General features: G+C 66.2%; 22 protein-coding genes. 14 read left to right on the plus strand and 8 right to left on the minus strand.

The window, feature by feature from the left end:
• The first annotated feature begins 34 nt into the window (after positions 1-34).
• The 4 genes from gcvT to IOC69_RS03190 all read left to right on the plus strand — a co-directional run bounded on the left by gcvT (position 35) and on the right by IOC69_RS03190 (position 5519).
• Positions 35-1153: a glycine cleavage system aminomethyltransferase GcvT gene (gene gcvT / locus IOC69_RS03175; protein ID WP_290542080.1), complete on the plus strand. Its 1119-nt coding sequence runs from the start codon at positions 35-37 to the stop codon at positions 1151-1153.
• Between the two features lie 12 nt (positions 1154-1165).
• Positions 1166-1534: a glycine cleavage system protein GcvH gene (gene gcvH, locus IOC69_RS03180; RefSeq protein ID WP_290542081.1), complete on the plus strand. Its 369-nt coding sequence runs from the start codon at positions 1166-1168 to the stop codon at positions 1532-1534.
• A 5-nt stretch (positions 1535-1539) separates the two neighbouring features.
• Positions 1540-4443 carry an aminomethyl-transferring glycine dehydrogenase gene (gcvP, locus tag IOC69_RS03185; protein ID WP_290542082.1) on the plus strand — a complete coding sequence of 968 codons (2904 nt, stop codon included), beginning with the start codon at positions 1540-1542 and terminating at the stop codon, positions 4441-4443.
• Positions 4444-4625: 182 nt separating this feature from the next.
• The gene (locus IOC69_RS03190) at positions 4626-5519 is read left to right on the plus strand and encodes a DUF1186 domain-containing protein (protein WP_290542083.1); all 894 of its coding nucleotides are present in this window, start codon (positions 4626-4628) and stop codon (positions 5517-5519) included.
• Between the two features lie 190 nt (positions 5520-5709).
• Here IOC69_RS03190 and IOC69_RS03195 read toward each other — a convergent pair whose 3' ends face one another.
• The 5 genes from IOC69_RS03195 to IOC69_RS03215 form a co-directional block, all read right to left on the minus strand.
• Entirely contained in the window at positions 5710-6195 is a 486-nt protein-coding gene (locus IOC69_RS03195; RefSeq protein WP_290542084.1) for an ATP F0F1 synthase subunit B, read from the minus strand.
• A 12-nt stretch (positions 6196-6207) separates the two neighbouring features.
• On the minus strand, positions 6208-6831 hold the full coding sequence (locus tag IOC69_RS03200) for a F0F1 ATP synthase subunit B (protein WP_290542085.1): 624 nt from the start codon (positions 6829-6831) through the stop codon (positions 6208-6210).
• A gap of 75 nt (positions 6832-6906) precedes the next feature.
• Complete coding sequence (locus IOC69_RS03205) at positions 6907-7131, minus strand: F0F1 ATP synthase subunit C (RefSeq protein ID WP_290542086.1); 225 nt, start codon at positions 7129-7131, stop codon at positions 6907-6909.
• Positions 7132-7176: 45 nt separating this feature from the next.
• Positions 7177-7932 carry a F0F1 ATP synthase subunit A gene (locus IOC69_RS03210; RefSeq protein ID WP_290542126.1) on the minus strand — a complete coding sequence of 252 codons (756 nt, stop codon included), beginning with the start codon at positions 7930-7932 and terminating at the stop codon, positions 7177-7179.
• Entirely contained in the window at positions 7932-8339 is a 408-nt protein-coding gene (locus tag IOC69_RS03215) for an AtpZ/AtpI family protein (protein WP_290542087.1), read from the minus strand. Before IOC69_RS03215 ends, IOC69_RS03210 begins: the two co-directional genes overlap by 1 nt.
• Before the next feature lie 289 nt (positions 8340-8628).
• Between IOC69_RS03215 and IOC69_RS03220 the strand changes: the two genes are divergently transcribed.
• Positions 8629-9147, plus strand: a complete 519-nt coding sequence (locus IOC69_RS03220) for a tetratricopeptide repeat protein (RefSeq protein WP_290542088.1) — start codon at positions 8629-8631, stop codon at positions 9145-9147.
• 48 nt (positions 9148-9195) lie between these two features.
• On the opposite strand, the gene IOC69_RS03225 is transcribed toward IOC69_RS03220, so the two are convergent.
• Positions 9196-10821: an electron transfer flavoprotein-ubiquinone oxidoreductase gene (locus tag IOC69_RS03225; RefSeq protein WP_290542127.1), complete on the minus strand. Its 1626-nt coding sequence runs from the start codon at positions 10819-10821 to the stop codon at positions 9196-9198.
• 105 nt (positions 10822-10926) lie between these two features.
• Between IOC69_RS03225 and IOC69_RS03230 the strand changes: the two genes are divergently transcribed.
• Positions 10927-11718, plus strand: a complete 792-nt coding sequence (locus IOC69_RS03230) for a uracil-DNA glycosylase (RefSeq protein ID WP_290542089.1) — start codon at positions 10927-10929, stop codon at positions 11716-11718.
• Positions 11719-11818: 100 nt separating this feature from the next.
• A complete protein-coding gene (moaB, locus tag IOC69_RS03235; RefSeq protein WP_290542090.1) occupies positions 11819-12358 on the plus strand; it encodes a molybdenum cofactor biosynthesis protein B in 540 nt (179 codons plus the stop codon).
• On the opposite strand, the gene IOC69_RS03240 is transcribed toward moaB, so the two are convergent.
• On the minus strand, positions 12355-13263 hold the full coding sequence (locus tag IOC69_RS03240) for an EamA family transporter (protein WP_290542091.1): 909 nt from the start codon (positions 13261-13263) through the stop codon (positions 12355-12357). The two genes, moaB and IOC69_RS03240, sit on opposite strands and share 4 nt — an antisense overlap.
• A gap of 103 nt (positions 13264-13366) precedes the next feature.
• Here IOC69_RS03240 and IOC69_RS03245 point away from each other — a divergent pair, with 103 nt between their 5' ends.
• The 4 genes from IOC69_RS03245 to IOC69_RS03260 all read left to right on the plus strand — a co-directional run bounded on the left by IOC69_RS03245 (position 13367) and on the right by IOC69_RS03260 (position 17148).
• On the plus strand, positions 13367-14437 hold the full coding sequence (locus IOC69_RS03245; protein WP_290542128.1) for a PA0069 family radical SAM protein: 1071 nt from the start codon (positions 13367-13369) through the stop codon (positions 14435-14437).
• A 68-nt stretch (positions 14438-14505) separates the two neighbouring features.
• Positions 14506-15120, plus strand: coding sequence for a ribonuclease HII (locus tag IOC69_RS03250; RefSeq protein WP_290542092.1), 615 nt, complete (start codon positions 14506-14508; stop codon positions 15118-15120).
• 91 nt (positions 15121-15211) lie between these two features.
• Entirely contained in the window at positions 15212-16318 is a 1107-nt protein-coding gene (locus IOC69_RS03255) for a site-specific DNA-methyltransferase (protein ID WP_290542093.1), read from the plus strand.
• A 146-nt stretch (positions 16319-16464) separates the two neighbouring features.
• Complete coding sequence (locus IOC69_RS03260) at positions 16465-17148, plus strand: HAD family hydrolase (RefSeq protein ID WP_290542094.1); 684 nt, start codon at positions 16465-16467, stop codon at positions 17146-17148.
• A gap of 23 nt (positions 17149-17171) precedes the next feature.
• Here the strand turns inward: IOC69_RS03260 and mutY are convergent, their stop codons facing one another.
• Positions 17172-18233 (minus strand): A/G-specific adenine glycosylase, encoded by a 1062-nt coding sequence (gene mutY / locus IOC69_RS03265; protein WP_290542095.1) that lies wholly within the window; start codon positions 18231-18233, stop codon positions 17172-17174.
• Here mutY and IOC69_RS03270 point away from each other — a divergent pair.
• From IOC69_RS03270 to IOC69_RS03280, 3 genes are read left to right on the plus strand one after another with little or no spacing between them, the layout of a single operon-like run.
• Positions 18232-18765, plus strand: a complete 534-nt coding sequence (locus tag IOC69_RS03270) for a DciA family protein (RefSeq protein WP_290542096.1) — start codon at positions 18232-18234, stop codon at positions 18763-18765. The two genes, mutY and IOC69_RS03270, sit on opposite strands and share 2 nt — an antisense overlap.
• A 44-nt stretch (positions 18766-18809) precedes the next feature.
• Positions 18810-19445, plus strand: coding sequence for a DsbA family protein (locus IOC69_RS03275; protein WP_290542097.1), 636 nt, complete (start codon positions 18810-18812; stop codon positions 19443-19445).
• 37 nt (positions 19446-19482) lie between these two features.
• Positions 19483-22947 (plus strand): AAA family ATPase, encoded by a 3465-nt coding sequence (locus IOC69_RS03280; RefSeq protein ID WP_290542098.1) that lies wholly within the window; start codon positions 19483-19485, stop codon positions 22945-22947.
• Positions 22948-22952 lie beyond the last annotated feature (5 nt).

The raw sequence follows: 22952 nt of genomic DNA on the forward strand, positions 1-22952 counted from the left end.
GTCTGGCCAGACTTTGTCCGGAGACGTGATTGAGATGAGCGAGAACGCTCCCAAACGAACATCCCTCCACGGCGAACACGTGAAGCTGGGGGCCCGCATGGCGCCCTTCGCCGGTTATGACATGCCGGTGCAATACCCTTCCGGCATCATCGCCGAACACAACTGGACGCGCGGGAATGCGGGCCTGTTCGACGTCTGCCATATGGGCCAGTGCCTCCTCGAGGGCAGGAGCTTCGAGGCCGTTGCGACAGCCATGGAGGCGCTCGTGCCCGCCGATGTGCTGGGCCTCAAGCCGCGCCAGCAGCGCTATTCGCAGTTCCTGAACGAAGACGGCGGCACGCTGGACGACCTGATGATCACGCGGCACGCCAGGGACGGCACGCTCTATGCCGTCGTCAATGCCGGCCGCAAGGAGCACGACTACGCCTGGATGCAGAAGCATCTTCCGGCCGGCGTGGCGCTCACGCGGCGCGACGATCTCTCGCTGGTGGCGCTGCAGGGCCCGAAGGCGGAGGAGGCGCTGGCAAAGCTGGCGCCTGCCGTCAAGGACATTGCCTTCATGCATTATGCCGACGTGGAGATCGGCGGCATCAGCGCGCAGGTCTCGCGCTCGGGCTACACCGGCGAGGACGGCTTCGAGATTTCGGTGGCGAATGCCGATGCCCCGAAACTGTGGAGCCTGCTGCTGTCGGACCCGCTGGTGAGGCCCGTCGGGCTCGGCGCGCGTGATTCGCTGCGGCTGGAAGGCGGATTTTGCCTCTATGGCCATGAGCTGGACGAGACCATCTCGCCGGTCGAGGCCGGTCTCGCCTGGTCGATCCCGAAGCGCCGCCGCGCGCAAGGCGGCTTCACCGGCTGGGCCCGCGTGCAGGAGGAGCTGAGCCATGGCGCGGCAAAGAAGCGCGTCGGCATCAGGCCGGAGGGCCGGGCGCCGGCGCGTGACGGCACGGTCATCACCGATCGGTCGGGCCGCGCGATCGGCAAGATCACCTCGGGCGGTTTCGGCCCTTCGGTCAATGGCCCCGTGGCCATGGGCTATGTCGAAACGGCAAGCGCCGCGCCGGGCACGAAAATCAATCTCCTTGTGCGCGGGACACCGCTGCCCGCCGCGATCGTCTCCCTTCCGTTCATTCCCAACCGCTTCAAACGCTAGGAGCCTCTCCCGATGTCTGCCAGATACAGCAAGGACCATGAGTGGGTGACCGTCGAGAACGGCATCGCCACCATCGGCATCACCAACCACGCGCAGGAGCAGCTGGGCGACGTGGTCTTCGTCGAACTCCCCGCCATCGGCAAGAAGGTGGCCGCGCACGATCAGGCCGCCGTGGTCGAAAGCGTCAAGGCCGCGAGCGAAGTCTATGTGCCGGTCTCGGGCGAAGTGGTCGAGGTGAACAAGGAACTCGAAGGCGACCCGGCGCTGGTCAACCGCGATGCGGAGGCCCGCGCATGGTTCATGAAGGTGAGGCTGTCCAACCCGGCCGAGCTCGACGGGCTGATGGACAAGACCGCCTATGACAGACTGGTGAACGGATGATGCACATGGCCACCCGCCCCACATTCGCCGAGCTCGAACCCGGCGCCAATTTCATTGCCCGCCACATCGGACCGGATGAGGCCGATACCGCCGGGATGCTGCGCAGCCTCGGCGCCAGGTCCCTGGATGATTTCATTGCCCGCGTTGTGCCGGAGAACATTCGCACGAAGCGGCCGCTCGAACTCAGGAAGGCCATGCCGGAGCGGACAGCGCTGTCCTATCTCCGCGCCATGGCGGAGCGGAACGAGGTCTATGTCTCGATGATCGGCATGGGTTATTACGGCGCCGTCACGCCCAAGGTGATCCTGCGCAACGTGCTGGAGAACCCCGGCTGGTACACTGCCTATACGCCCTACCAGGCGGAGGTGAGCCAGGGCCGGCTCGAGGCGCTGCTGAACTTCCAGCAGATGGTCATCGACATGACCGGCCTCGAGATCGCCAACGCCTCGCTCCTGGACGAGAGCACCGCCGCGGCGGAGGCGATGAGCATGGCGAGGCGCGTGGCGAAGACCGCCGCCAACACTTTCTTCATCGACCGCGACACGCACCCGCAGACTGTCGGCGTGATCGAGACCCGCGCGCGGGCCTTTGGCTATGACGTCATCATCGGCGATCCCGCGAAGGACCTGAAGCCTGAGACCGTCTTTGCCGCACTCCTCTCCTATCCGGGTTCTTCCGGCGAGGTCCGCGACTGGCGCGGCGTCATTTCCAGGCTTCACGGCGTCGGCGCGCTGGCCATCATGGCCACCGACCTTCTGGCCCTCGCGCTCTTGACGCCGCCCGGCGAGCTCGGTGCGGACATCGCCATCGGCTCGGCCCAACGCTTCGGCGTGCCCATGGGCTATGGCGGCCCGCATGCCGCCTTCTTCGCGACCAGGGACGAATACAAGCGCTCGATGCCCGGCCGCGTCATCGGCGTTTCGGTCGATGCCGAGGGCCACCGTGCGTTGCGCATGGCGTTGCAGACACGCGAGCAGCACATCCGCCGCGAGAAGGCCACCAGCAACATCTGCACGGCGCAGGTGCTGCTTGCCGTCATCGCCGGCATGTTCGCCGTTTACAATGGGCCCAAGGGTATCCGGAAAATGGCCGAGCGCACGCACCGCATGGCGGAAATCTTCGCCGATGCCGTCGCCACCTTCGGCTACGGGGTGGTGACCAAGTCATTCTTCGACACGGTGACCATCCATGCGCCGGGACGTGCCCATGCGCTGTGGGCCAAGGCCAAGGAGCGGCGCATCAACCTTCGCTTTGTCGATGCTGATCACCTTGGCGTCTCCTTCGACCAGTCGATCCGCCGGCAGGAACTGGAGCGGCTGCTGACCGTGTTCAAGACCGATGCGCTGGAGCGCGTGTCGATCGACGCCATCGACGCCAGGGTGCGGGAGACGATCCCCGAGCCGCTGCGCCGCACGTCGGGCTATCTGACGCATCCGGTGTTTTCGATGTATCATTCGGAAACCGAGATGCTGCGCTATCTCCGCCACCTGCAGGTGAAGGACGTGGCGCTGGATCAGGCGATGATTCCCCTGGGTTCCTGCACCATGAAGCTCAACGCCACGACGGAGATGATCCCCGTCACCTGGCGCTCCTTCTCGATGCTGCATCCCTTCGCGCCGCTGGAACAGACGCAGGGCTACCAGCAGCTCTTCGAGGAGCTGGAGGAGATGCTGGCGGAGATCACCGGCTTCGACGCCGTGTCGCTGCAGCCCAATGCCGGCAGCCAGGGCGAATATGCGGGCCTCCTCGCCATCCGCGGCTATCACGACTCGCGCGGCGACACGCAGCGCGACGTCTGCCTGATCCCCGTCTCGGCCCATGGCACCAACCCCGCCTCGGCCGTCATGGCGGGCATGAAGGTGGTTGTCGTGGCCTGCGACGAGCACGGCAACGTCGATGTGGCCGACCTCGGGAAGAAAGCCGGGGAGCACAAGGACCGTCTCGCCGCGCTGATGATCACCTATCCCTCGACGCATGGCGTGTTCGAGACGGCGGTCAGGGAGATCTGCGACATCGTCCATGCCCATGGCGGGCAGGTCTATCTCGACGGGGCCAACCTGAATGCGCAGGTTGGTCTCGTGCGTCCCGCCGAGCTGGGGGCGGATGTCTGCCACATGAACCTGCACAAGACCTTCTGCATTCCGCATGGCGGCGGGGGCCCGGGTGTTGGCCCCATCGGCGTCAAGGCGCACCTGGCGCCCTTCCTTCCGGGCCATGGCGTCGTTACGGGTGTCAACCCCGCGGCGGGCAAGGACCAGTCGCAGGGTGCGGTCTCCGCCGCCCCCTGGGGCTCGGCCTCGATCCTGCCGATCTCATGGACCTACATCGCCATGATGGGCGGCGAAGGGCTGAAGCGCGCGACGATGATGGCGATCCTCAACGCGAATTACATCGCCAGGAGGCTCGATCCGCATTTCCCGGTGCTCTATAAGGGGCCTGGCGGCTTCGTGGCGCATGAGTGCATCATCGACCTGCGCTGGCTGAAGGAGCGCACGGGGCTTTCGGTGGAGGACGTGGCCAAGCGGCTCGTCGACTATGGCTTCCACGCCCCCACCATGTCCTTCCCCGTGCCCGACACGCTGATGATCGAGCCGACCGAGTCGGAATCGAAGCGCGAGCTCGACCGCTTCTGCGACGCGATGATCGAGATCAGGAAGGAGATCGCCGAGGTGGAGGAGGGCAAGGCAGACAGACTCGACAATGTGCTGAAGAACGCGCCTCACACCCACCGCCTTCTGCTGGGTGACTGGAAGCACCCCTACTCGAAGGAGAAGGCCTTCTTCCCCCTGAAGGGCTATCCGAACGACAAATACTGGCCGCCGGTCGCCCGCGTCGACAACGTCTTCGGCGACCGGAACCTCGTCTGCACCTGCCCGCCCATGGCGAATTACATGGAGGCGGCGGAGTAGGCATGGTTTGTTGCTTCAGCCCGGCGAAAGCAGGACCCCGCCTTCCATCTGCGGGCGCCAATCCCCAGAGCTGCGCCCGCTTTCGCCAGGGTGACGGGCTTAAGGCATGATGCCGAAGCATTGGCCCGTTCCCATGCATGTTGTCCTGCGCTAACCTGCTGGAACCGGAGGACGCAAAAACCATGACCCCGCAGGACGTTCTGCAGGCTTTTCACACCGCCCGGGGACTTCCGCTGGCGGCCATGCAGGCCGCGCTCGCCAACCGGGAGGAGATGCTGCCCGCCTTCCTGCAGGAATTCGGGCGCGCTTCGCATATGCCGTTGGAGCAGCTGCCCTATAGCAATGCCTATGGCGTGATGTTCGAAATCCTCGGACAGTGGGCCGATGCGCGGAGCTATGTTCCGCTCGTCACATTCCTCCGGCTCGACGAGGAGACGCTGGAGGAGCTGCTTGGCGATTGCCTCAGCGAGATTGGTAGCCGGGTGCTGGCAGGTGTCGCGACCCACGATCTCACACCGCTGCGTGACCTTGTCCTGGATCCCAATGCCTATGTCTTCGCGCGCAGCGAGGCCATCATCGCTCTTTCGCGCATGGGGATCGCGCGGCACGACCGGCGGGTGGATGTGATTGCCCTCATCCGGGAGATCGGACCGAAGTTCGAGCCCGGGGTGGATGATATCGTGGTTTCCGAATGGGCCGCCGCCGTTGCGATATTCGGCATTGAGGACCAGGTGGCGCAGGCGCGCGCCGTGGTCGATGCCATTCCGAGACAGCTCTCCCCCCTCGCGCCGGAGGAATTCGAGGAGCTGCTGCGGCAAAGCCCGGATGAACTTTCCCACTCTGGCGTCGCCCGCAGCTATGTGGGTCCGCAAGGCGTTGACGCCATTGCTGATGTGTCCGAGTGGTATTGGTATTCCGACGACGATATCGCGGCCCGGCGTGGCGCGTGGCTGGAAGACCAGCTTGCGCTCAATGCGCCGCCCGCCAGCGCCGTCAATCCCAACCGCCACGTGGGCCGCAACGACCCGTGCCCCTGCGGCTCCGGCAAGAAATTCAAGAAATGCTGCCTCGGCTGAGCTGAACCCGGGTGGAAGGACGACAGCAGCAACTGCCGCTTCATCCCCTTCATCGCCGCCTATGTCGCCCGCCGGAACAGCTTTGCCGCGGAAGATTTTGCCGCATGGGCCGGGCGGCGAGTTTTACCTCCCCACGTGCCGCGTCGTCCTGGCGGCGACGAAGCCGGTCAAATCGTAACGGAGCGAATGCTCAGTTCAGCCGGTTCTTCACCGCGCCGATCGACTGGGCGATCAGCTCCGCGCCCTTCTCGCCCCTGGCGGCTTCGGCTGCAAGGTGGTGGGAGGCGGCGATGGCGAGGTCGGTTGCCACGCTGCGCACGTCCTTGATCGCGGCGGCTTCCGCCTGGGCGATCTTCTGTTCGGCCTGCCGGGAGCGGCGCTCCAGCGACTCCGTCAGCTTGCGGCGCGTTTCGGCGGCATAGTCCTCGGCATCGGCCCTCGCGGCGGAGATGATCGAGGCGGCCTCCTTCTCGGCGTCAAGCCGCTTCTGCTTGTATTCGGCAAGAAGCGCCTCGGCGTCCTTCCTGAGCTGCGTGGCCTGCTCCAGTTCCTTGCGGATCCGGTCCGCACGGCTGTCGAGGCCCGCACCCATCTTTTTGAAGGCGCCGGCATAGGCGGCGATGGCGAGGAAGATGATCAGCGCCACCAGAGCGAAGAATGTTGCGTCGAAGTGCATCGATCCTCTCCCTCAGCCCTTGAGCCCTGCGATGGCCCTGGCGGCCTGGTCCTTGCTCACCGGAGCGCCCGTCAATGCCGAGACGATTTCGGCGGCGGTTTCGGCGGCAACCTCATGGACGTCCTGCATTGCCCTTGCCTTTGTGGCGGAGATGCGGGCTTCCGCCTCGGCGAGTTTGGCCGACAGCGTCTTCTCCAGCGCCGAACGCTCAGCCTCGATCTCGGCCGCGATTTTCGAGCGTGTTTCGGCGGCGATGCCTTGCGCATTGGCGCGGGCGTCGGCCAGAGACTTCTCGTAGTGCTGGATCGCCGCCTCGGTTTCGTGCTTCAGCGCCGAGGCCCTGGAGAGGTCGCTCTCGATGGCCTTGTGGCGCTTTTCGAGAACCGCGGCCATCTTTGGCAGCGCCAGCCTGCTCATCAGCAGGTAGAGCAGCGTGAAGAAGATCACCAGCCAGAAAATCTGCGACGGAAAGGTGGTCGCATCCATCGGCGGGAAGGCGCCCTTATGGCCGCCCTCGGCTGCGGTGCTCTCCGTCGTGTGGCCGGTCTCATCAGCCGCCGCCGTTCCCGCCGTGGTTGCCTGCGTGGAAGCTGCCGGTGCGGTGGTCTCGGCTACGACGATCGTCGTCTGCGACATGTCTTGAGCCTCAAATGGGAAAGCCTGCGCGGGTTCATCGCCCGCGAGGCTTCGGCCCGGTTTCCGTGATGGCAATTATGTGAACAGCAGCAGCAGGGCAACGACCAGCGAGAAGATGCCAAGGCCTTCCGCGAGCGCCGCGCCGATCAGCGCGTTGGTGAACTGCGCGGGTGCGGCTGACGGATTGCGCAGCGCGCCCGCCAGGTAGTTGCCGAAGATGTGGCCCACGCCGATACCGGCCCCGCCCATGCCGATACAGGCGATGCCGGCGCCGATCATCTTTGCTGCTTCTGTTTCCATTTTCGTCTCCTTGAATGACCGTAAGGTTGGGTTGAAAGGTTGATGTCAGTGATGCGTGTGAAGCGCGTCGTTGAGGTAGACGCAGGTGAGGATCGCGAAGACGAAGGCCTGCAGGAACGCGACCAGGAATTCGAGGGCCGTGAGAGCCACAGCCATGCCAAGCGGCGCGACGGAGCCGATGATGCCGCCGAAGCCCAGGGCGCCGAGGCTCACCACAAAGCCCGCGAAGACCTTCAGCACGATATGGCCCGCCAGCATGTTGCCGAAGAGGCGGAGGCCGAGGCTCACCGGGCGCGACAGGAAGGAGATGATCTCGATGACCGAGATGAAGGGCAGGATCACCATGGGCACGCCGGAGGGCACGAAGAGCTTGAACCAGCCAAGCCCGTGCCTGGATATGCCCACCGCCACGACGAGGGCGACGACGAAGACGGCGAGGCTGGCGGTCACCACCACGTGGCTCGTCACCGTGAAGAAATAGGGGAACATGCCCAGCATGTTGGCGGCCAGCACAAAGGAGAACAGCGAGAAGACGAGCGGAAAGAAGGGCTTGCCCTCTGGCCCAAGCACGTTCTTCACCATGTTGTGAATAAACTCATACCAGACCTCGCCCAGCGACTGGAGCCTTCCCGGCACCGGCGCGCCGCGCGCGGCGGCGGCAAGCAGGATGCCCGTAACTGTCGCCACCGCGATCGCCATGAACAGGGCCGAATTGGTGAAGGAAATCTCGAACCCGCCGATGTTGACGGGACCGGCGAGTTCCTTGATCTGAAACTGGTGGATCGGATCGTTAGCCACGATCAGTCCTCTTCATCATCATCTGGCGCCGCTTTGGGCGGCGGTGTTGAACCAAGCCGCTCCTGTGCCGGGGGCGCCCTGTTGGCCGCGCGGGCCATGTTCAGGATGCCGGCCCCGAAACCCAGGAGCAGGAAAAAGATCAGGCCGAAGGGCAAGGTGCCGAACAACCGGTCGATGCCATAGCCGATCAGGCCGCCGACCAGCGTTCCGGCCGCGAATTCGCTGACCAGCTTGTAACCCCTCGCATAGGCCGAGGCGTCCGTCATGCTGGCCGACGGCTTCGCACTTTCGGCCTGCTCATTGCGTTCTGCCGCAATGCGGCCGGAAAGCTCCTTGAGTCGTGCCGAAAGGTCGCCCAGCTCGGGATCGGAAGAATTTGAGTTCTGCCTATCGTCGTAAGGTTTCGTCATGCGACAGACCTCCAGACAAACGGCGGACGGGATTGGAAATTCTTCCCTTCCAAAGCGCGCGCACCTTAGTTGCGCGTTAAAACGGTGTCAAGCCATGGATTTGTCTTTTAAGCAATTGATACAAAAGACATATCTTACCTTGAACAGCGCTGCGTCGATTCGCGCCGCGGGGCCGCCGGAGAAAGCTGCGGACCCCGCCCATTGGCCGCCACATTTCCTGCCCATGTGTCGGCGAACGGACTATAAGCCGCGGGAAAGCTCCGGCTTTGCCACAGAGGAAACGACCTTCATGCGCGTCACCACGCCTGCACTTGCCTTCGCCTTGCTCGTTTTGCTGGCCTCGCCGGTCCTGGCCGATCCCATCGACGACTGCAACAGCAACACGCCCGACTATATCATCGACGGCTGCACCAAGCTCATTGACGGCGGCAAGACCAGCAACGAAGCGCTTGCGATCGCCTATTTCAACCGGGCCAATGCGCTGGACGACAAGGGCAAGCATGACGCGGCAATCGCCGACTACACCGCCTCGATCAAGCTGAAGGCGGACTACGTCGATTCCTATCTCAATCGCGGCCTCGCCTATTTCGATAAAAAGGATTTCCAGAACGCGCTTGCCGATTTCACCCGCGCCATTGCGCTGAAGCCGGACTTCGCCCGCGCCTTCTATGCCCGCGCCCGCGTCTATGAGGAGCAGGGAGACCTGAAACAGGCCCTCGCGGGCTACACGGAAGCCGCCAAATACGCGCCCTCCAACAAAGCGGTCCAGAAAAAGCTGGTCGAAGTGAAACAGAGGCTGGGACAGTAGGATCCTGCGCGGCCTGCCCAGCCCTCATCCGGCCTGCCGGCCCAGGGCTCACATGTTCGGATAATTCGGCCCTTCGCCGCCCTGCGGCGTCACCCAGGTGATGTTCTGGGCCGGGTCCTTGATGTCGCAGGTTTTGCAGTGGACGCAGTTCTGGTGGTTGATCTGGAAGCGCGGAGGCTTTCCATCCTCCATCACCACCTCGTAGACGCCGGCCGGGCAATAGCGCTGGGCGGGCTCGTCATAAACCGGCAGGTTCTCGCCGATCGGCACTTCCGGGTTCCTGAGGCGGAGGTGGACCGGCTCGTCCTCCTCATGATTGGCGCCGGAGAAAGCGACGTTGGTGAGGCGGTCGAAGGAGATCACGCCATCGGGCTTCGGATAGTCGATGGGCCTCGCCTGAGCGGCCGGCTTCAGCGCCGCATAGTCGGGCTTGCCATGCTTCCAGGCGCCAAGCCCGAAGCCGAAGAGCTGGTTCAGCCACATGTCGAGGCCGCCCAGGGCGAGACCGCCGACGAGGCCGAGCTTCGACCACATGGGCTTGACGTTCTTCACCCGCTTCAGGTCCTCATAGACCCAGCTGTTCCGGTAGGCCGTTTCGTAATCGACAAGCTCGTCGCCCGAGCGGCCGGCGGCCAGCGCCGCGGCGGCGGCCTCCGCCGCCATCATGCCGGTCTTCATCGCGTTGTGCGAACCCTTGATGCGCGGCACGTTGACGAAGCCCGCCGAGCAGCCGATGAGGGCGCCACCGGGGAAGTAAAGCCTCGGCACCGACTGGAATCCGCCCTCGGTGATCGCCCGCGCGCCATAGGCGATGCGGCGGCCGCCCTTCAACACCGGCTCGATCAGCGGATGGTGCTTGAAGCGCTGGAACTCCATGTAGGGGAAGAGGTGCGGGTTCTGGTAGTTGAGGTGCACCACGAGGCCGATGGACACGAGATTGTCCTCGAGGTGGTACATGAAGGAGCCGCCGCCCGTCCTGGCGCCGAGCGGCCAGCCCATGGTGTGGGTGACCTGGCCCTGGCGGTGGTTCTCCGGGAGCACCTCCCAGAGTTCCTTCATGCCCAATCCGAATTTTTGCGGCTCGCGGCCCCCGGAGAGATTGTATTTGGCGATGATTTCCTTCGCCAGCGAACCGCGCACGCCTTCGGCGATGAGCACATATTTGCCCAGAAGCTCCATGCCGGGCTGGTAATCCGGCTTCCTGGTTCCGTCCCTGGCGATGCCCATGACGCCGGCGACGACGCCCTTGACCGAGCCATCCTCGCGGTAAAGCACCTCCGAGCAGGCGAAGCCCGGATAAATTTCGACGCCCAGCCCCTCCGCCTGCTGGGCCAGCCAGCGGCAGACATTGCCGAGCGAGACGGCATAATTGCCGTGGTTGTTCATCAAGGGCGGCATGAGGGCGTTGGGCAGCCGCAACGCGCCTGAGGGGCCGAGGACGTAGAAGCGGTCCTCGGTGACAGGTGTGTTGAGGGGGGCGCCCTGTTCCTTCCAGCCGGGAATCAGCTCGTTGAGCGCGACGGGGTCGATCACCGCGCCGGACAGGATGTGGGCGCCGATCTCAGAGCCCTTTTCCAGCAGGCACACCGTAAGATCGGGGTTGATCTGCTTCAGGCGGATCGCGGCGGAAAGGCCGGCGGGACCCGCACCGACGATCACCACGTCATATTCCATCGCCTCGCGCTGGAGCTGTTCCACAGCCTGAACTCCCGTCTATCTTCCCGTTGGAGGCGTGTTTATAGTGGCAGGCCAGAGCCGCACAAGCCCAGCCTCCTGAGCATGGAATCGAATCACAACGACATGACGCCGCATGATGCCGCGGACGCGCTGCGCTGGCTCTCCGAGATGGGGGCGGACGAGATCATCGGCGAGATGCCGGTGAACCGGCTGGTGGCGCCCGCGCCGAAACCGGCGCCGGCGGTGGCGCGCGCTGTTCCGGCCCCCGCGGCAGCGCCGGTCGTCGTCGCGCCGGGCACATCGGCCGCGCAGTTCCACTCGCTCCGGGAGATCGAGCTGGCGCTGGAGGGCTTCGACGCCTGCCCGCTCAAGAAGACGGCAACCCGGCTGTGCTTTGCCGACGGCAACCCGGCGGCGCGCGTGATGCTGATCGGCGAGGCGCCGGGGCGCGAGGAGGACATCGAGGGCCGGCCCTTCGTCGGGCGCTCGGGCCAGCTCCTCGACCGCATGCTGGCGGCCATTGGCCTGGCACGCACCGCCGCCGACCGCGAGGGCGCGGTGTTCATCGCCAACACCGTGTTCTGGCGCCCGCCCGGCAACCGTAACCCAACGGAAGCCGAGACGCAGATGTGCCTGCCCTTCCTGCTGCGCATCATCGAGCTGCAGCGGCCGGACGTGATCGTCTGCCTCGGCGCGGTGCCCGCCCACCGCCTCACCGGCCGGACCGACGGCATCCTGAAGCTGCGCGGCAAATGGGTGACGGCCACTGTCGGCGGGCGGAACATCCCGCTTCTGCCAACGCTGCACCCCGCCTTTCTGCTGCGCCAGCCCGCCCAGAAGCGGCTGGCCTGGCGCGACCTGCTGTCGCTCCGCCAGATGCTGGATGCACACTGAGAGCCGCAACGGCTTTCGGTTGTGTTGTCCGCTTTCCCTTGTCCGGCACATGCGGATGGTGTTTCATGCCGCGTGAAACGAAAGGTATCAGGGCTTTGGCATGAGCGAGGCGCGTCAGTTCATCCCGGTTAGGATTGCAGTCCTCACCGTGTCCGATACCCGCACGCTCGAGACCGATGTCTCCGGCCAGACGCTGGCCGACCGCGTGGCCGGGGCCGGCCACCAGCTGTCCGCCCGCAAGATCGTGACGGACGATGTGCGCGCGATCCGCCGCGTCATCCGCGACTGGGCCAACCGCGCGGACGTCGACGCCATGATCACAACCGGCGGCACCGGGCTCACCGGCCGCGACGTGACGATCGAGGCGGTGCGGCCGCTGTTCGAGAAGGAAATCGAGGGCTTCGGCACGCTGTTCCACATGGTGAGCTTCCCCAAAATCGGGACTTCCACCATCCAGTCGCGCTCGACCGCCGGCGTGATGCAGGGGAAATACATTTTCTGCCTGCCGGGCTCGCCCGGCGCCTGCAGGGACGGCTGGGACCTGATCCTCAAGCCGCAACTCGACTACACCCACAAGCCGTGCAACTTCGTCGAGATCATGCCGCGGCTGGAGGAGCGCCTGCGGCGCAGGAAGGCTTAAGCCGTTTTCCGTTTCGGCAGGCCGAGGCCGGACACGATGGCGAGGCCGGACAGGATCACCGCGCCGCCGGCGAGCTGTGCCGCCGACACGCTCTCGCCCAGCACCAGCGCCGCCGTGACGATGCCCACGACCGGCATCAGGAGGAGGAAGGGGCTCGCCTCGTCCAGCCGGCACTGTTTGAGCAGCGTGAACCACGAGATATAGGCGAAGTAGAAGCCCACCACCGCGACGAAGCCGAGCATGGCCCACTCGATCCAGGTGGCGGTGATGACCGACTGCCACTGGCCCTGCTCGAACAGCAGCGTCGCCAGCGCCAGCTGCGGCACGGAGCCGATGGCGTTGCCCTTCAGGACCCCGGCGCCGTTGTCCCGCCCGAGCTTGCGCACCAGCACCTGGCCAAAAGACCAGCAGGCGGCGGAGACGATGATCATCACCGTGGGCACGAGGCCGGGCGGAGTCTCCGGCAGGCCGATGACAAGGGCCACGCCGAGAATGGCCAGTGCCGTGCCCAGCATCTTGCGGCCGTCGGGGCGTTCCTTCATCAGCAGCCAGTCGAGCAGCACGGCGAAGGGAATCTGGATCTGCAGGATGAGGTTGGCCGCGGTCGCCGGCATTTCCGGGCTCCTGATGGCCCAGAACAGGAGCGCGCCCTGGATCGTCACCGCGAAGGCCGAGATCAGGATGATCGAGGGCCAGGGAGTCATCAGTTTCCCGCGCCGGGTGAGGGACATCAGCAGCGCAATCGATGCATAGCAGATCAGGATGAGGAACAGCGGCGGGAAATGGGTGACCGCCGGCTTGGCGATGGTAAAGCCGGTTCCGAAAAACAGCGGCGGCAGCAGGGCGAGGAGAATCTGGCGGCGGGTCATCACCCCGTTGATGCCGGGCTTTCCGATTTGCAACAAGATTGTTCTTGTTTTGTTCCTTAAAATCTCTTATATGGGACTCATGTCCACTCTGATTGACAGGCGCCTCGCCCTTGATCCTGCCGCTCTTGCCGAAGGGCGCATGACGGCTTTGTCGCAGCAGGCGCGCGGGCGCGGAGCCGGCGTCAATATGGCGGGCCGCTTCGAGGCCCATGCCCGATCGCTGTTCGACGACGGATGGCAGGGGCTGGAGGAGCTCGCGGCCTTCAAGACCACGGTCTTCGAGGAAAAGTCCAGGACCATCATCACGAAGAACGATTCGCCCGACATCGGTTTCGACCAGTCGATCAACCCCTATCGCGGCTGCGAGCATGGTTGCTCCTACTGCTATGCCCGTCCGTCCCACACCTATATGGGCCTCTCCTCCGGCCTCGACTTCGAGTCGAAGCTCTTCGCCAAGCCCGAAGCGGCGAAGCTGCTGCGCGCCGAACTCATGGCGAAGACCTATGTGCCCAGGACCATCGCGCTCGGCGCCAATACCGATGCCTACCAGCCGATCGAGCGCGAGCGCCGCATCACGCGCGGCATCCTTGAGGTGCTGTCCGAGTTCAACCATCCGGTCGGCATCGTCACCAAGTCGGCGCTGGTGACGCGCGACATCGACATTCTCGCGCCCATGGCGAAGAAGGGCCTGATCAAGGTGGCGGTCTCCGTCACCTCGCTCGATGCGAAGCTGGCCCGCGCCATGGAGCCGCGCACCCCGACGCCGGCGAAGCGGCTCGCGGCCATCGAGCAGCTCTCCGCGGCGGGCATTCCCACCGTCGTCATGGTGGCGCCCATCATCCCCGCGGTGAACGACGCCGGGATCGAGGCCATTCTCTCCGCCGCAAAGACGGCGGGCGCGCAGGAGGCGGGCTATGTGATGCTGCGCCTGCCGCATGAGGTGAAGGACGTGTTCAAGGACTGGCTCGCCACCGCCATGCCGGACCGCGCCGCCAAGGTGATGTCGCTGGTCCGGTCGTCGGGCGGCGGCAAGGACTATGACAACCGCTTTGGCGTCCGCCAGACCGGCACCGGACCCTATGCCTGGACCATCGGCCGACGCTTCGAACTCGCCTGCCGGCGCCTGGGACTGAACCGCCGCAAGCTGAAACTGGACGTGACCCAGTTCCGTCGGCCCCCGCAGCCTGGCGAGCAGCTAAGCCTGCTTTAGGCGGCCTGCCGCGGGACGCGCAGCCTTCCGCATTGGCGGCACCCCGGCCGCCATGCTTAAACGGCGGCATGGGGGGCTCACGACCGGATTTCACCTTCGAGTTGACGGCGATGCGCGGGGGCGCAAGGCCCGTCTGCGGCATCGATGAGGCAGGCCGCGGGCCCTGGGCGGGGCCCGTGGTGGCGGCCGCCGTGGTGCTGGACCCCGACTGTATTCCCGCCGGTCTCGATGATTCCAAGAAGCTCACCGGGGCGCAACGCGAGGCGCTGTTCGCGCTCATCATGGGCTCGGCCAAGGTCGGCATCGGCATTGCGGATGTCGCGCGCATCGACCGCAACAATATTCTACAGGCCACATTCTGGGCCATGGCGCAGGCGCTTGGACAGATTGGCGATGTGGCGCTGGCGCTGGTTGACGGCAACCGCGCGCCGCAACTTCCCTGCCCCGTCCAGACCATCGTTGCGGGTGACGCCAAATCGCTCTCCGTCGCCGCCGCCTCGATCGTCGCCAAGGTGACGCGCGACCGCATCATGGTGGGGCATGACGCAAGCTGGCCCGGCTATGGCTTCGCCCGGCACAAGGGCTATGGCACGGCTTTCCACCGGCAGGCGCTGCAGCGTCTAGGGCCGACGCCGCTCCACCGCCGGAGCTTCGCGCCCGTCGCGGCGCTGCTGGCGCATTAACCATTTTTCCCAAAAGCGATTCACAGCGGACTCCGCACGATTCATGGTGCGTTTTCGCGAGTCAGTTGCGTTTGCGTTCAAGGGGTGCGGAATGGGCTATCAGACCCGGCCGGATATTCGGCCGTTGCAGGATCGAATCCTGGTGGGCGACTGCATTGCCGAACTGCAGAAGATTCCGGCGGCCTCCATCGATCTCGTCTTCGCCGATCCGCCCTACAATCTCCAGCTCTCCGGCGGGCTGACGCGGCCTGACCAGAGCAAGGTCGACGCGGTTGACGAGCACTGGGACCAGTTCGAGAGCTTCGAGGCCTATGACCGTTTCACCAGGGGCTGGCTTGCCGAATGCCGCCGCGTGCTGAAGCCCGATGGCGCGCTGTGGGTGATCGGCTCCTATCACAATGTTTTCCGCGTTGGCGCGATCCTGCAGGACATGGGCTTCTGGATCCTCAACGACGTCGTGTGGCGCAAGGTCAACCCGATGCCGAATTTCCGCGGCCGCCGCTTCACCAATGCGCATGAAACGCTGATTTGGGCCTCGCGCGGCGCCAATGCCAGATATACCTTCAATTACGAGGCGATGAAGGTGTTCAATGACGATCTGCAGATGCGCTCCGACTGGACGCTGCCGCTCTGCACCGGTGCGGAGCGGCTGAAGAACGCCGATGGCGGCAAGCTTCACCCCACGCAGAAGCCCGAGGCGCTGCTGCACCGCGTGCTGCTGTCGACAAGCAAGCCGGGCGACACGGTGCTCGACCCGTTCTTCGGCACCGGCACCACGGGCGCGGCCGCCAAGGCGCTGGGCCGCCACTTCATCGGCATCGAGCGCGAGGATACCTATGCCGAGGCCGCCGCGGCGCGCATCGGCGCGGTGAAGCGCCTGCCGCCGGAAGCCCTGCAGGTGACCGCCAGCAAGCGCGCCGAGCCGCGCATTCCCTTCGGCTCGCTGATCGAGCGCGGCCTGGTGCAGGCAGGCGACATGCTGTTCGACCCTTCGACGCGCATCGCGGCGCGCGTGCGCGCCGATGGCTCGATTGCCTGCAAGGACGCCTCCGGCTCCATCCACAAGATCGGCGCCCATGTGCAGGGGGCGGAAGCCTGCAATGGCTGGACCTTCTGGCATGTGAGGAAGGGCCCGAATCTCGTGCCCATCGACATGCTGCGCCGCCAGCTGCGCGCTGAGATGGCGGCGGCGGCGTGAGGGGCATCCCGCCTCCGTCATGACCTCGCCGGGGCCGTCAGCCCAGCGATGGCTGGCATGGCGGCATTCAGGGGACTGCCGGGTTCAATTCTGCTGCATTCCCGCCCGCAACGCGCTAAGTCTACCGCCACAACGAGGTGACCCATATGATCGAGGCGCGGCAGCAGACGTCCTTCCTGTTCGATCTTGACGGCACGCTGGTCGACAGCGTCTATGACCATGTGCTGGCCTGGCATGAGGCGCTGCAGGAAGAGGGGGTCGAGGTTTCGGTCTGGCGGCTGCACCGCAAGATCGGCATGTCCGGCGGGCTCTTCACCAAGGCGCTGGCGCGCGAGACGGGCCGCGAGTTCGGGCCGGAGATGCTGGAGCGGCTGCGCCAGCTGCACCTCAAACACTACAACGCGCGCTCTCACCGCACGCGGCCGCTGCCGGGCGCGAAGGAGCTTCTGGCCCACCTCACCGACAATGACATCCCCTGGGCCATCGCCACCTCGGGCCGCATCGAGACGGCGGGGCCGGTGCTGAAGATCCTCGGCGTCGATCCCGCGAGGCATGTGGTGATCACGCGCGACCTGGTGCGCTATGCCAAGCCCGACCCGGACCTGTTCCTCGCCGCCGCCGGAAAGCTCGGCTGCGGCATCGAGACTGCCTGCGTGGTGGGCGATGCGATCTGGGACATGCTTGCGGCGCGGCGCGCGCGGGCGCTGGGAATCGGGCTCCTCACCGGCGGATACGGCATGGAAGAGCTGGAGCGCGCCGGGGCCTATCGCGTCTATGAAGACCCGGCTGACCTGCTGGCGCATCTCGATGAGGTGGGGGGAAGGCGGTAGCGGACCCGCGGATGGGGGCTCTGTCAGCGGTCAAGCACATGCGCCACCACCTTGCGCATCACCGTGGGCAGCGCCTCGCCCGCCAGCGCCTCGCGCTTCGTCCAGCGATAGTCGCCGTCGTCGCGCAGCGCGCCGTCGGCGATCTTTTCCGCGACCCAGACCACAAGTTCCAGATGGAAATGCGTGAAGGTGTGCTCCACCATGCCGGGGAGCCTGCGCCATGCCGCGGACAGCGGGGCCTGCGCCTCCGGCTTCGTCACCTTCGCCGCCCATTCCGTCGACGGCACTTCCATCATGGCGCCCAGCAGGCCTTTCTCCGGGCGGCGGCGCAGCAGCACCGCGCCATCGGCCCGCGCGATCCAGAAGGCCACGCCGCGGCGGGTGGGCACGGCCTTCTTCGGCGTCCTGCGCGGCAGCGAGGATGCGAGGCCGGCGCTGCGGCCCCGGCAATGCTCCGCCCACGGACAGATCAGGCACTTGGGATCGCGGGGCGTGCAGACCGTGGCGCCAAGGTCCATCATGGCCTGGGCGAAATCGCCCGCACGCTGCTCGGGCACCAGCGCCTGCGCGCGCGCGCGGATCTCGGGCTTCGAATCAGGCAGCGGCGTGCCGATGGCGTAGATCCGGGAGATGACGCGCTCGACATTGCCGTCAACCGCCGCGTGCCGGCCCCCGAAGGCAATGGCGGCGATGGCGCCCGCCGTGTAGGGGCCGATGCCGGGGAGGCCGCGGAGTTCCGCCTCCGTCGCGGGGAATTTGCCGCCGAACCGGCCGGTCACCTCTTTTGCGCAGGCATGGAGGTTGCGCGCGCGGGCATAATAGCCGAGGCCTGCCCAGGCCTTCAGAACATCATCGAGGGGAGCCGCGGCCAGCGCCTGGACGGTTGGCCAGAGCGCCACGAATTTCTCGAAATAAGCCTTCACCGCCTGCACGGTGGTCTGCTGCAGCATGATCTCGGAGAGCCAGACGCGATAGGGGTCGGCCACCCCGGCCCCCCGCGCGCGCCAGGGCAGCACCCGGGCATGGACGTCATACCAGGCAAGAAGTTGTGAAGAAGCGGGCGGTTCCGGCCCTTTTCTGGCCATGCTGCTCTCGCAAACAAGCGTTTCCTGTGAGACCCTTAGCGATCAACCCACTGGCCCGTCCATGGAAACCCTCTCCAAGCATTTCCGCGAGATCACCAAGGCCGCCTTTGCGCGCCATGGGTTCGCCCAGGCGGATGTGGTGGCGAATTGGGATGCAATCGTGGGCGAGGAGCTGGCGGCTGTTTCTGCCCCCGAACGCATCAAATGGCCGCGCGGCGCGGGCGAGCAAGCGCGGAAGCAGGGCGGCACCCTGGTCATCCGGGCGGCCCCCGGACGGGCGCTGGAACTGCAATATGAAGCGTCCCGCATCATGTCGCGCATCAACAGCTTTTTTGGTTACGGCGCGGTCGCCAGCCTCAAGGTGTTGCAGGCGGCGGAGCTCGGGAAGCGGCGCGCGAAGCCTTCTGAACTGCCCGAAAAACCTGTTCACGAACAAAAGCTTGGCACTGTCGAAGACCCCGCCCTCCGGCAGGCGCTGGAGCGCCTCGGGCGGGGGGTGGCGGGGCGCGCAAGTTCTCCACAAGGCAAATAATTCCGTTTTGTTTCAACCCCCAACATCTAGTAGGTAAACGCATCATGAATACGCTGTCACGCCGTTCGATTCTGCGCGCCGGAGCCGCTCTTGCGGGGCTGGCCGTGGCCCCCGCCCTTGCCGAGGAGGCGGCCAAGCCCGTGGACCTCGCAGAACTGCTGAAGCCCCCCGCGCTGGGCGACATGGCGCTGGGCGCGGAGGAGGGCGCCACCAAGGTGACCATCGTCGAATATGCCTCGGCCACCTGCCCGCATTGCGCCGCCTTCCACAAGGACGTGTGGCCGAAGCTCAAGGCCGAATACATCGATAACAATAGGATCCGCTTCATCTTCCGCGAATTTCCGCTGAATGACCCGGCACTTGCCGCCTTCATGATCGCCCGCGCCGCGCCGAAGGAATCCTATTTTCCGCTCATCGGCGTGTTTTTCGACACGCTGCAGAGATGGGCGCAGGACCCGGCCAATGGCCTTCTCAATATCGCCAGGCAGGCCGGCTTCACCCAGGAGAAGTTCGACGCCACGCTGAAGGACGAGAAACTCGCCAGGGGCATCATGGACATCCGTGACGGCGGCGTGAAGTTCGGCGTCAAGGGCACGCCGACCTTCTTCATCAACGGCAAGCCGCTGGAAGGCGAAACCACCTTTGACGCCATGAAGGCCGAGATCGACAAGCAGCTCTGAGCAGCTGCGCGCATGGAAGAAGGGGCACGGACTCGCGATGAAGTTCACACGGCTGAGGCTTTCGGGATTCAAATCCTTCGTGGAGCCGACCGAACTGTTGATCGAGCCCGGCCTCACCGGTGTTGTCGGCCCCAATGGCTGCGGCAAGTCGAACCTGCTGGAAGCGCTGCGCTGGGTGATGGGCGAAAGCTCGTATAAGTCCATGCGCGCGTCGGGCATGGACGATGTGATCTTCTCCGGCACCACGGAACGCCCGGCCCGCAACATGGCCGAAGTCACCGTCACCATGCTGAACGACGACGGCGCCGCGCCGCCGCACTACCAGGACCTGGAATCGCTGGAAATCTCGCGCCGCATCGAGCGGGACGAGGGCTCCGCCTATCGCATCAACGGCAAGGATGCGCGCGCGCGCGACGTGCAGCTGCTGTTCGCCGATGCCTCCACCGGATCGCGCTCGCCAGCCCTGGTGCGGCAGGGCCAGATCGGCGAGATTATCAGCGCGAAGCCGCAGGCCAGGCGGCTCATCCTCGAAGAGGCCGCGGGCATCACCGGGCTTCACACGCGCCGCCACGAGGCGGAATTGAAGCTCAGGGCGGCGGAGACCAACCTCACCCGTCTCGACGACGTCACCGCGCAGCTTGAGACGCAGCTTAACAGCCTGAAGCGCCAGGCGCGGCAGGCCATGAAGTATAAGAGCCTGTCCGCCGAGATCCGCCGGCTGGAGGCGATGGGCCTCTATGTCAACTGGCGCGAGACGGCGGAAACCTCCCAGCGCGATGCCGCCGCCCTCGACGAGGCGACGCGCGTCCTGGCCGGGCACACCCGTGCGGCCTCCGAAAAGCTGCGCCTGCGTGACGACCTCGGCGGGAAGCTGCCCGGCTTGCGCGAGCAGGAGGCGGTGCGCGCCGCCGTGCTGCAGCGCGTGAGCCATGAGCGCAACGTGCTCGATGAGGAGGAGCGCCGGGCCGGCGAACGCCGCAAGGAGCTGGAGCAGCGCATCGCGCAGATCAATTCCGACCTGCAGCGCGAGCAGGAACTGCTGAACGACACCGGCCGCGCGCTCACCCGCCTTGCCGGGGAACGCGAGACGCTGGAGGCCAGCCAAGGCTCCGATGACGACATCCGCGCCGGGGCCGCCGTGGCGCTGCAGTCCGCCGCTGAAGCGCTGGCATGCGCCCAGGAGGCCGCGGATGACGCCGCGGCGCGCCTCTCCGAGCTTTCCGCCCGCCGCAATGCGATCCTGCGGGCCATTGAGGAGTATAAGAATCGCGTGGCGCGGCTGGACCGCGAGCTGGCCGAAACGGTGGCCAGGCGCAACGCCCTGCTGGCCCGCTACAATGTCGAGGGCGACGGCGGCAAGCTGACCTCCGCGGTGGAACACGCGGTCGGGCAGGCGGCCGGATTCGAATCTAGCGTCAGCGAGGCCGAAGCTGCCGTGCGCGCCGCGCGTGCCGCGGAAGGCGAGGCCCGCGCGGCCCACGACGACGCCCGCCGCAGGGCGGACCGGCTGCAGACGGAAGTCCGTACGCTGACGAACCTCCTGAGGGCCGGCGGCGGCGGCCTGTGGCCGCCGCTGCTCGACCAGCTGAGCGTCGGGACCGGTTATGAAACGGCGCTCGGTGCCGCGCTGGGTGACGATCTCGATGCCTCGGGGGATGAAGGCGCCCCCGTGCACTGGCGCGGGCTGCCGCCGCTGGCTGAGACCGCCGCCCTTCCAGATGGGGCAGAGCCGCTCATCGGCTTCGTGCGGGCGCCACCCGCGCTGCAGCGCCGCCTCTCGCACATCGGGGTTGTTTCCAGGGCGCTGGGCCAGGCGCTGCAGCCGCAGCTGAGGCCCGGTCAGCGGCTGGTGAGCCGCGAGGGCGACATATGGCGCTGGGATGGCTTCACCGCAGCCGCAGATGCCCCGAGCGCTGCCGCCAAGCGGCTCGCCGAGAAAAACCGTCTCGCCTTGCTCGAGGTCGAAATGGAGCAGGCCATCGCCGCAGCCGGGGAGGCGCGGGGCCATTTCGAAGCGGCCCGCGCCGCCACCGAGACCGCCACGCGGGTGGAGCGCGAGACGCGCGAAGGCCACCGCGCCGCCGTTTCCGCCGTCGATTTCGCCCGCCGCGCACTGACGCAGCATGAGCGCCAGGTGTCGGAACGGCTTGCCCAGACCAGTGCGCTGGACGAAGCCCAGCGCCGCATCCGGGAAGCCCTCGATGAGGCGCGCGTGCGGCTGGAGGGATCGTCAGCCGAGGCCGCCGGGCTGCCGGTGCTCGACGATCTTCAGCTTGAACTGAACGCACTGCGCAACACGGTGAATGCCGGGCGCGCCGCCTATGCGGAGGCCCGCGCCACGCATGACGGCCTGGAGCGCGAGGCCCGCGCCCGCACCGGCCGCATCCGCGATATCGAGGCGGAGACCGCGCAGTGGACCGCTCGCGCGTCGCGCGCCAGTGAGCAGATCGGGCAGCTCACCGCGCGTGCGGAGGAAACGCGCGCCGCCATCGCCGAACTCTCCCAGCTGCCGCAGCTGCTGGCCTCCCGCCGGCTGAAGCTGATGAACATGCTTGCCGAGGCGGAAGCTGATAAGAAGGCCGCCTCCGACGCGCTGCAGACAGCCGAGAACGAGGTGCGCCAGGCCGATCAGGACCTGCGGGCCGTGCAGGAACTCCTGTCCGGCGCGCGCGAGGACCATGCCCGTCTCGGGGCAAGGCTCGAAGCCAGCGCCGGGCGTCTTGCGGAATGCGAGCAGCGCATCGCCGAAGCGCTGAACTGCGGCCCGGACGAGGTCATCTCCGCCACCGGCCTCGACCCCGGGCAGTTGATGGAGTGGCATGATATCGAGCGCAAGCTGCAGGGCCTGCGCGAGGATCGCGAGCGCCTCGGCGGCGTGAACCTGCGCGCCGACGAGGAAGCGGAGGACGTGGCGAGGCAGCTCGACGGCCTGATCAAGGAACGCGACGACCTGATCCAGGCCATCAACAAGCTGCGCGGCGGCATTTCGAGCCTCAACCGCGAGGGCCGCCAGCGCCTGCTCGACGCCTTCCAGACCGTGAACCAGAAGTTCGGCGAACTCTTCACCACGCTGTTCGGCGGCGGCAGGGCGGAGCTGCAGCTGATCGAATCGGACGATCCGCTGGAGGCCGGCCTCGAGCTGATCGCCAATCCGCCCGGCAAGAAGCCGGTGACGCTGTCGCTGCTGTCAGGCGGCGAGCAGACGCTCACCGCCATGGCGCTGATCTTCGCGGTGTTCCTCACCAACCCCTCGCCCATCTGCGTGCTCGACGAAGTCGACGCGCCGCTCGACGACCATAATGTGGAGCGCTTCTGCAACCTGCTGGATGCGATGCTGGAACGCACCGAAACGCGCTTCCTGATCATCACCCACCACGCGCTCACCATGGCCCGCATGCACCGCCTGTTCGGCGTCACCATGCTGGAGCGCGGCGTGTCGCAGCTTGTGTCGGTGAACCTGGCGGAGGCGGAAACGCTGGTGGACGAAAAGTCGGCGGCGTGAGCAGC

Source organism: Aestuariivirga sp. (assembly GCF_020252405.1).
GTDB lineage: Bacteria > Pseudomonadota > Alphaproteobacteria > Rhizobiales > Aestuariivirgaceae > Aestuariivirga.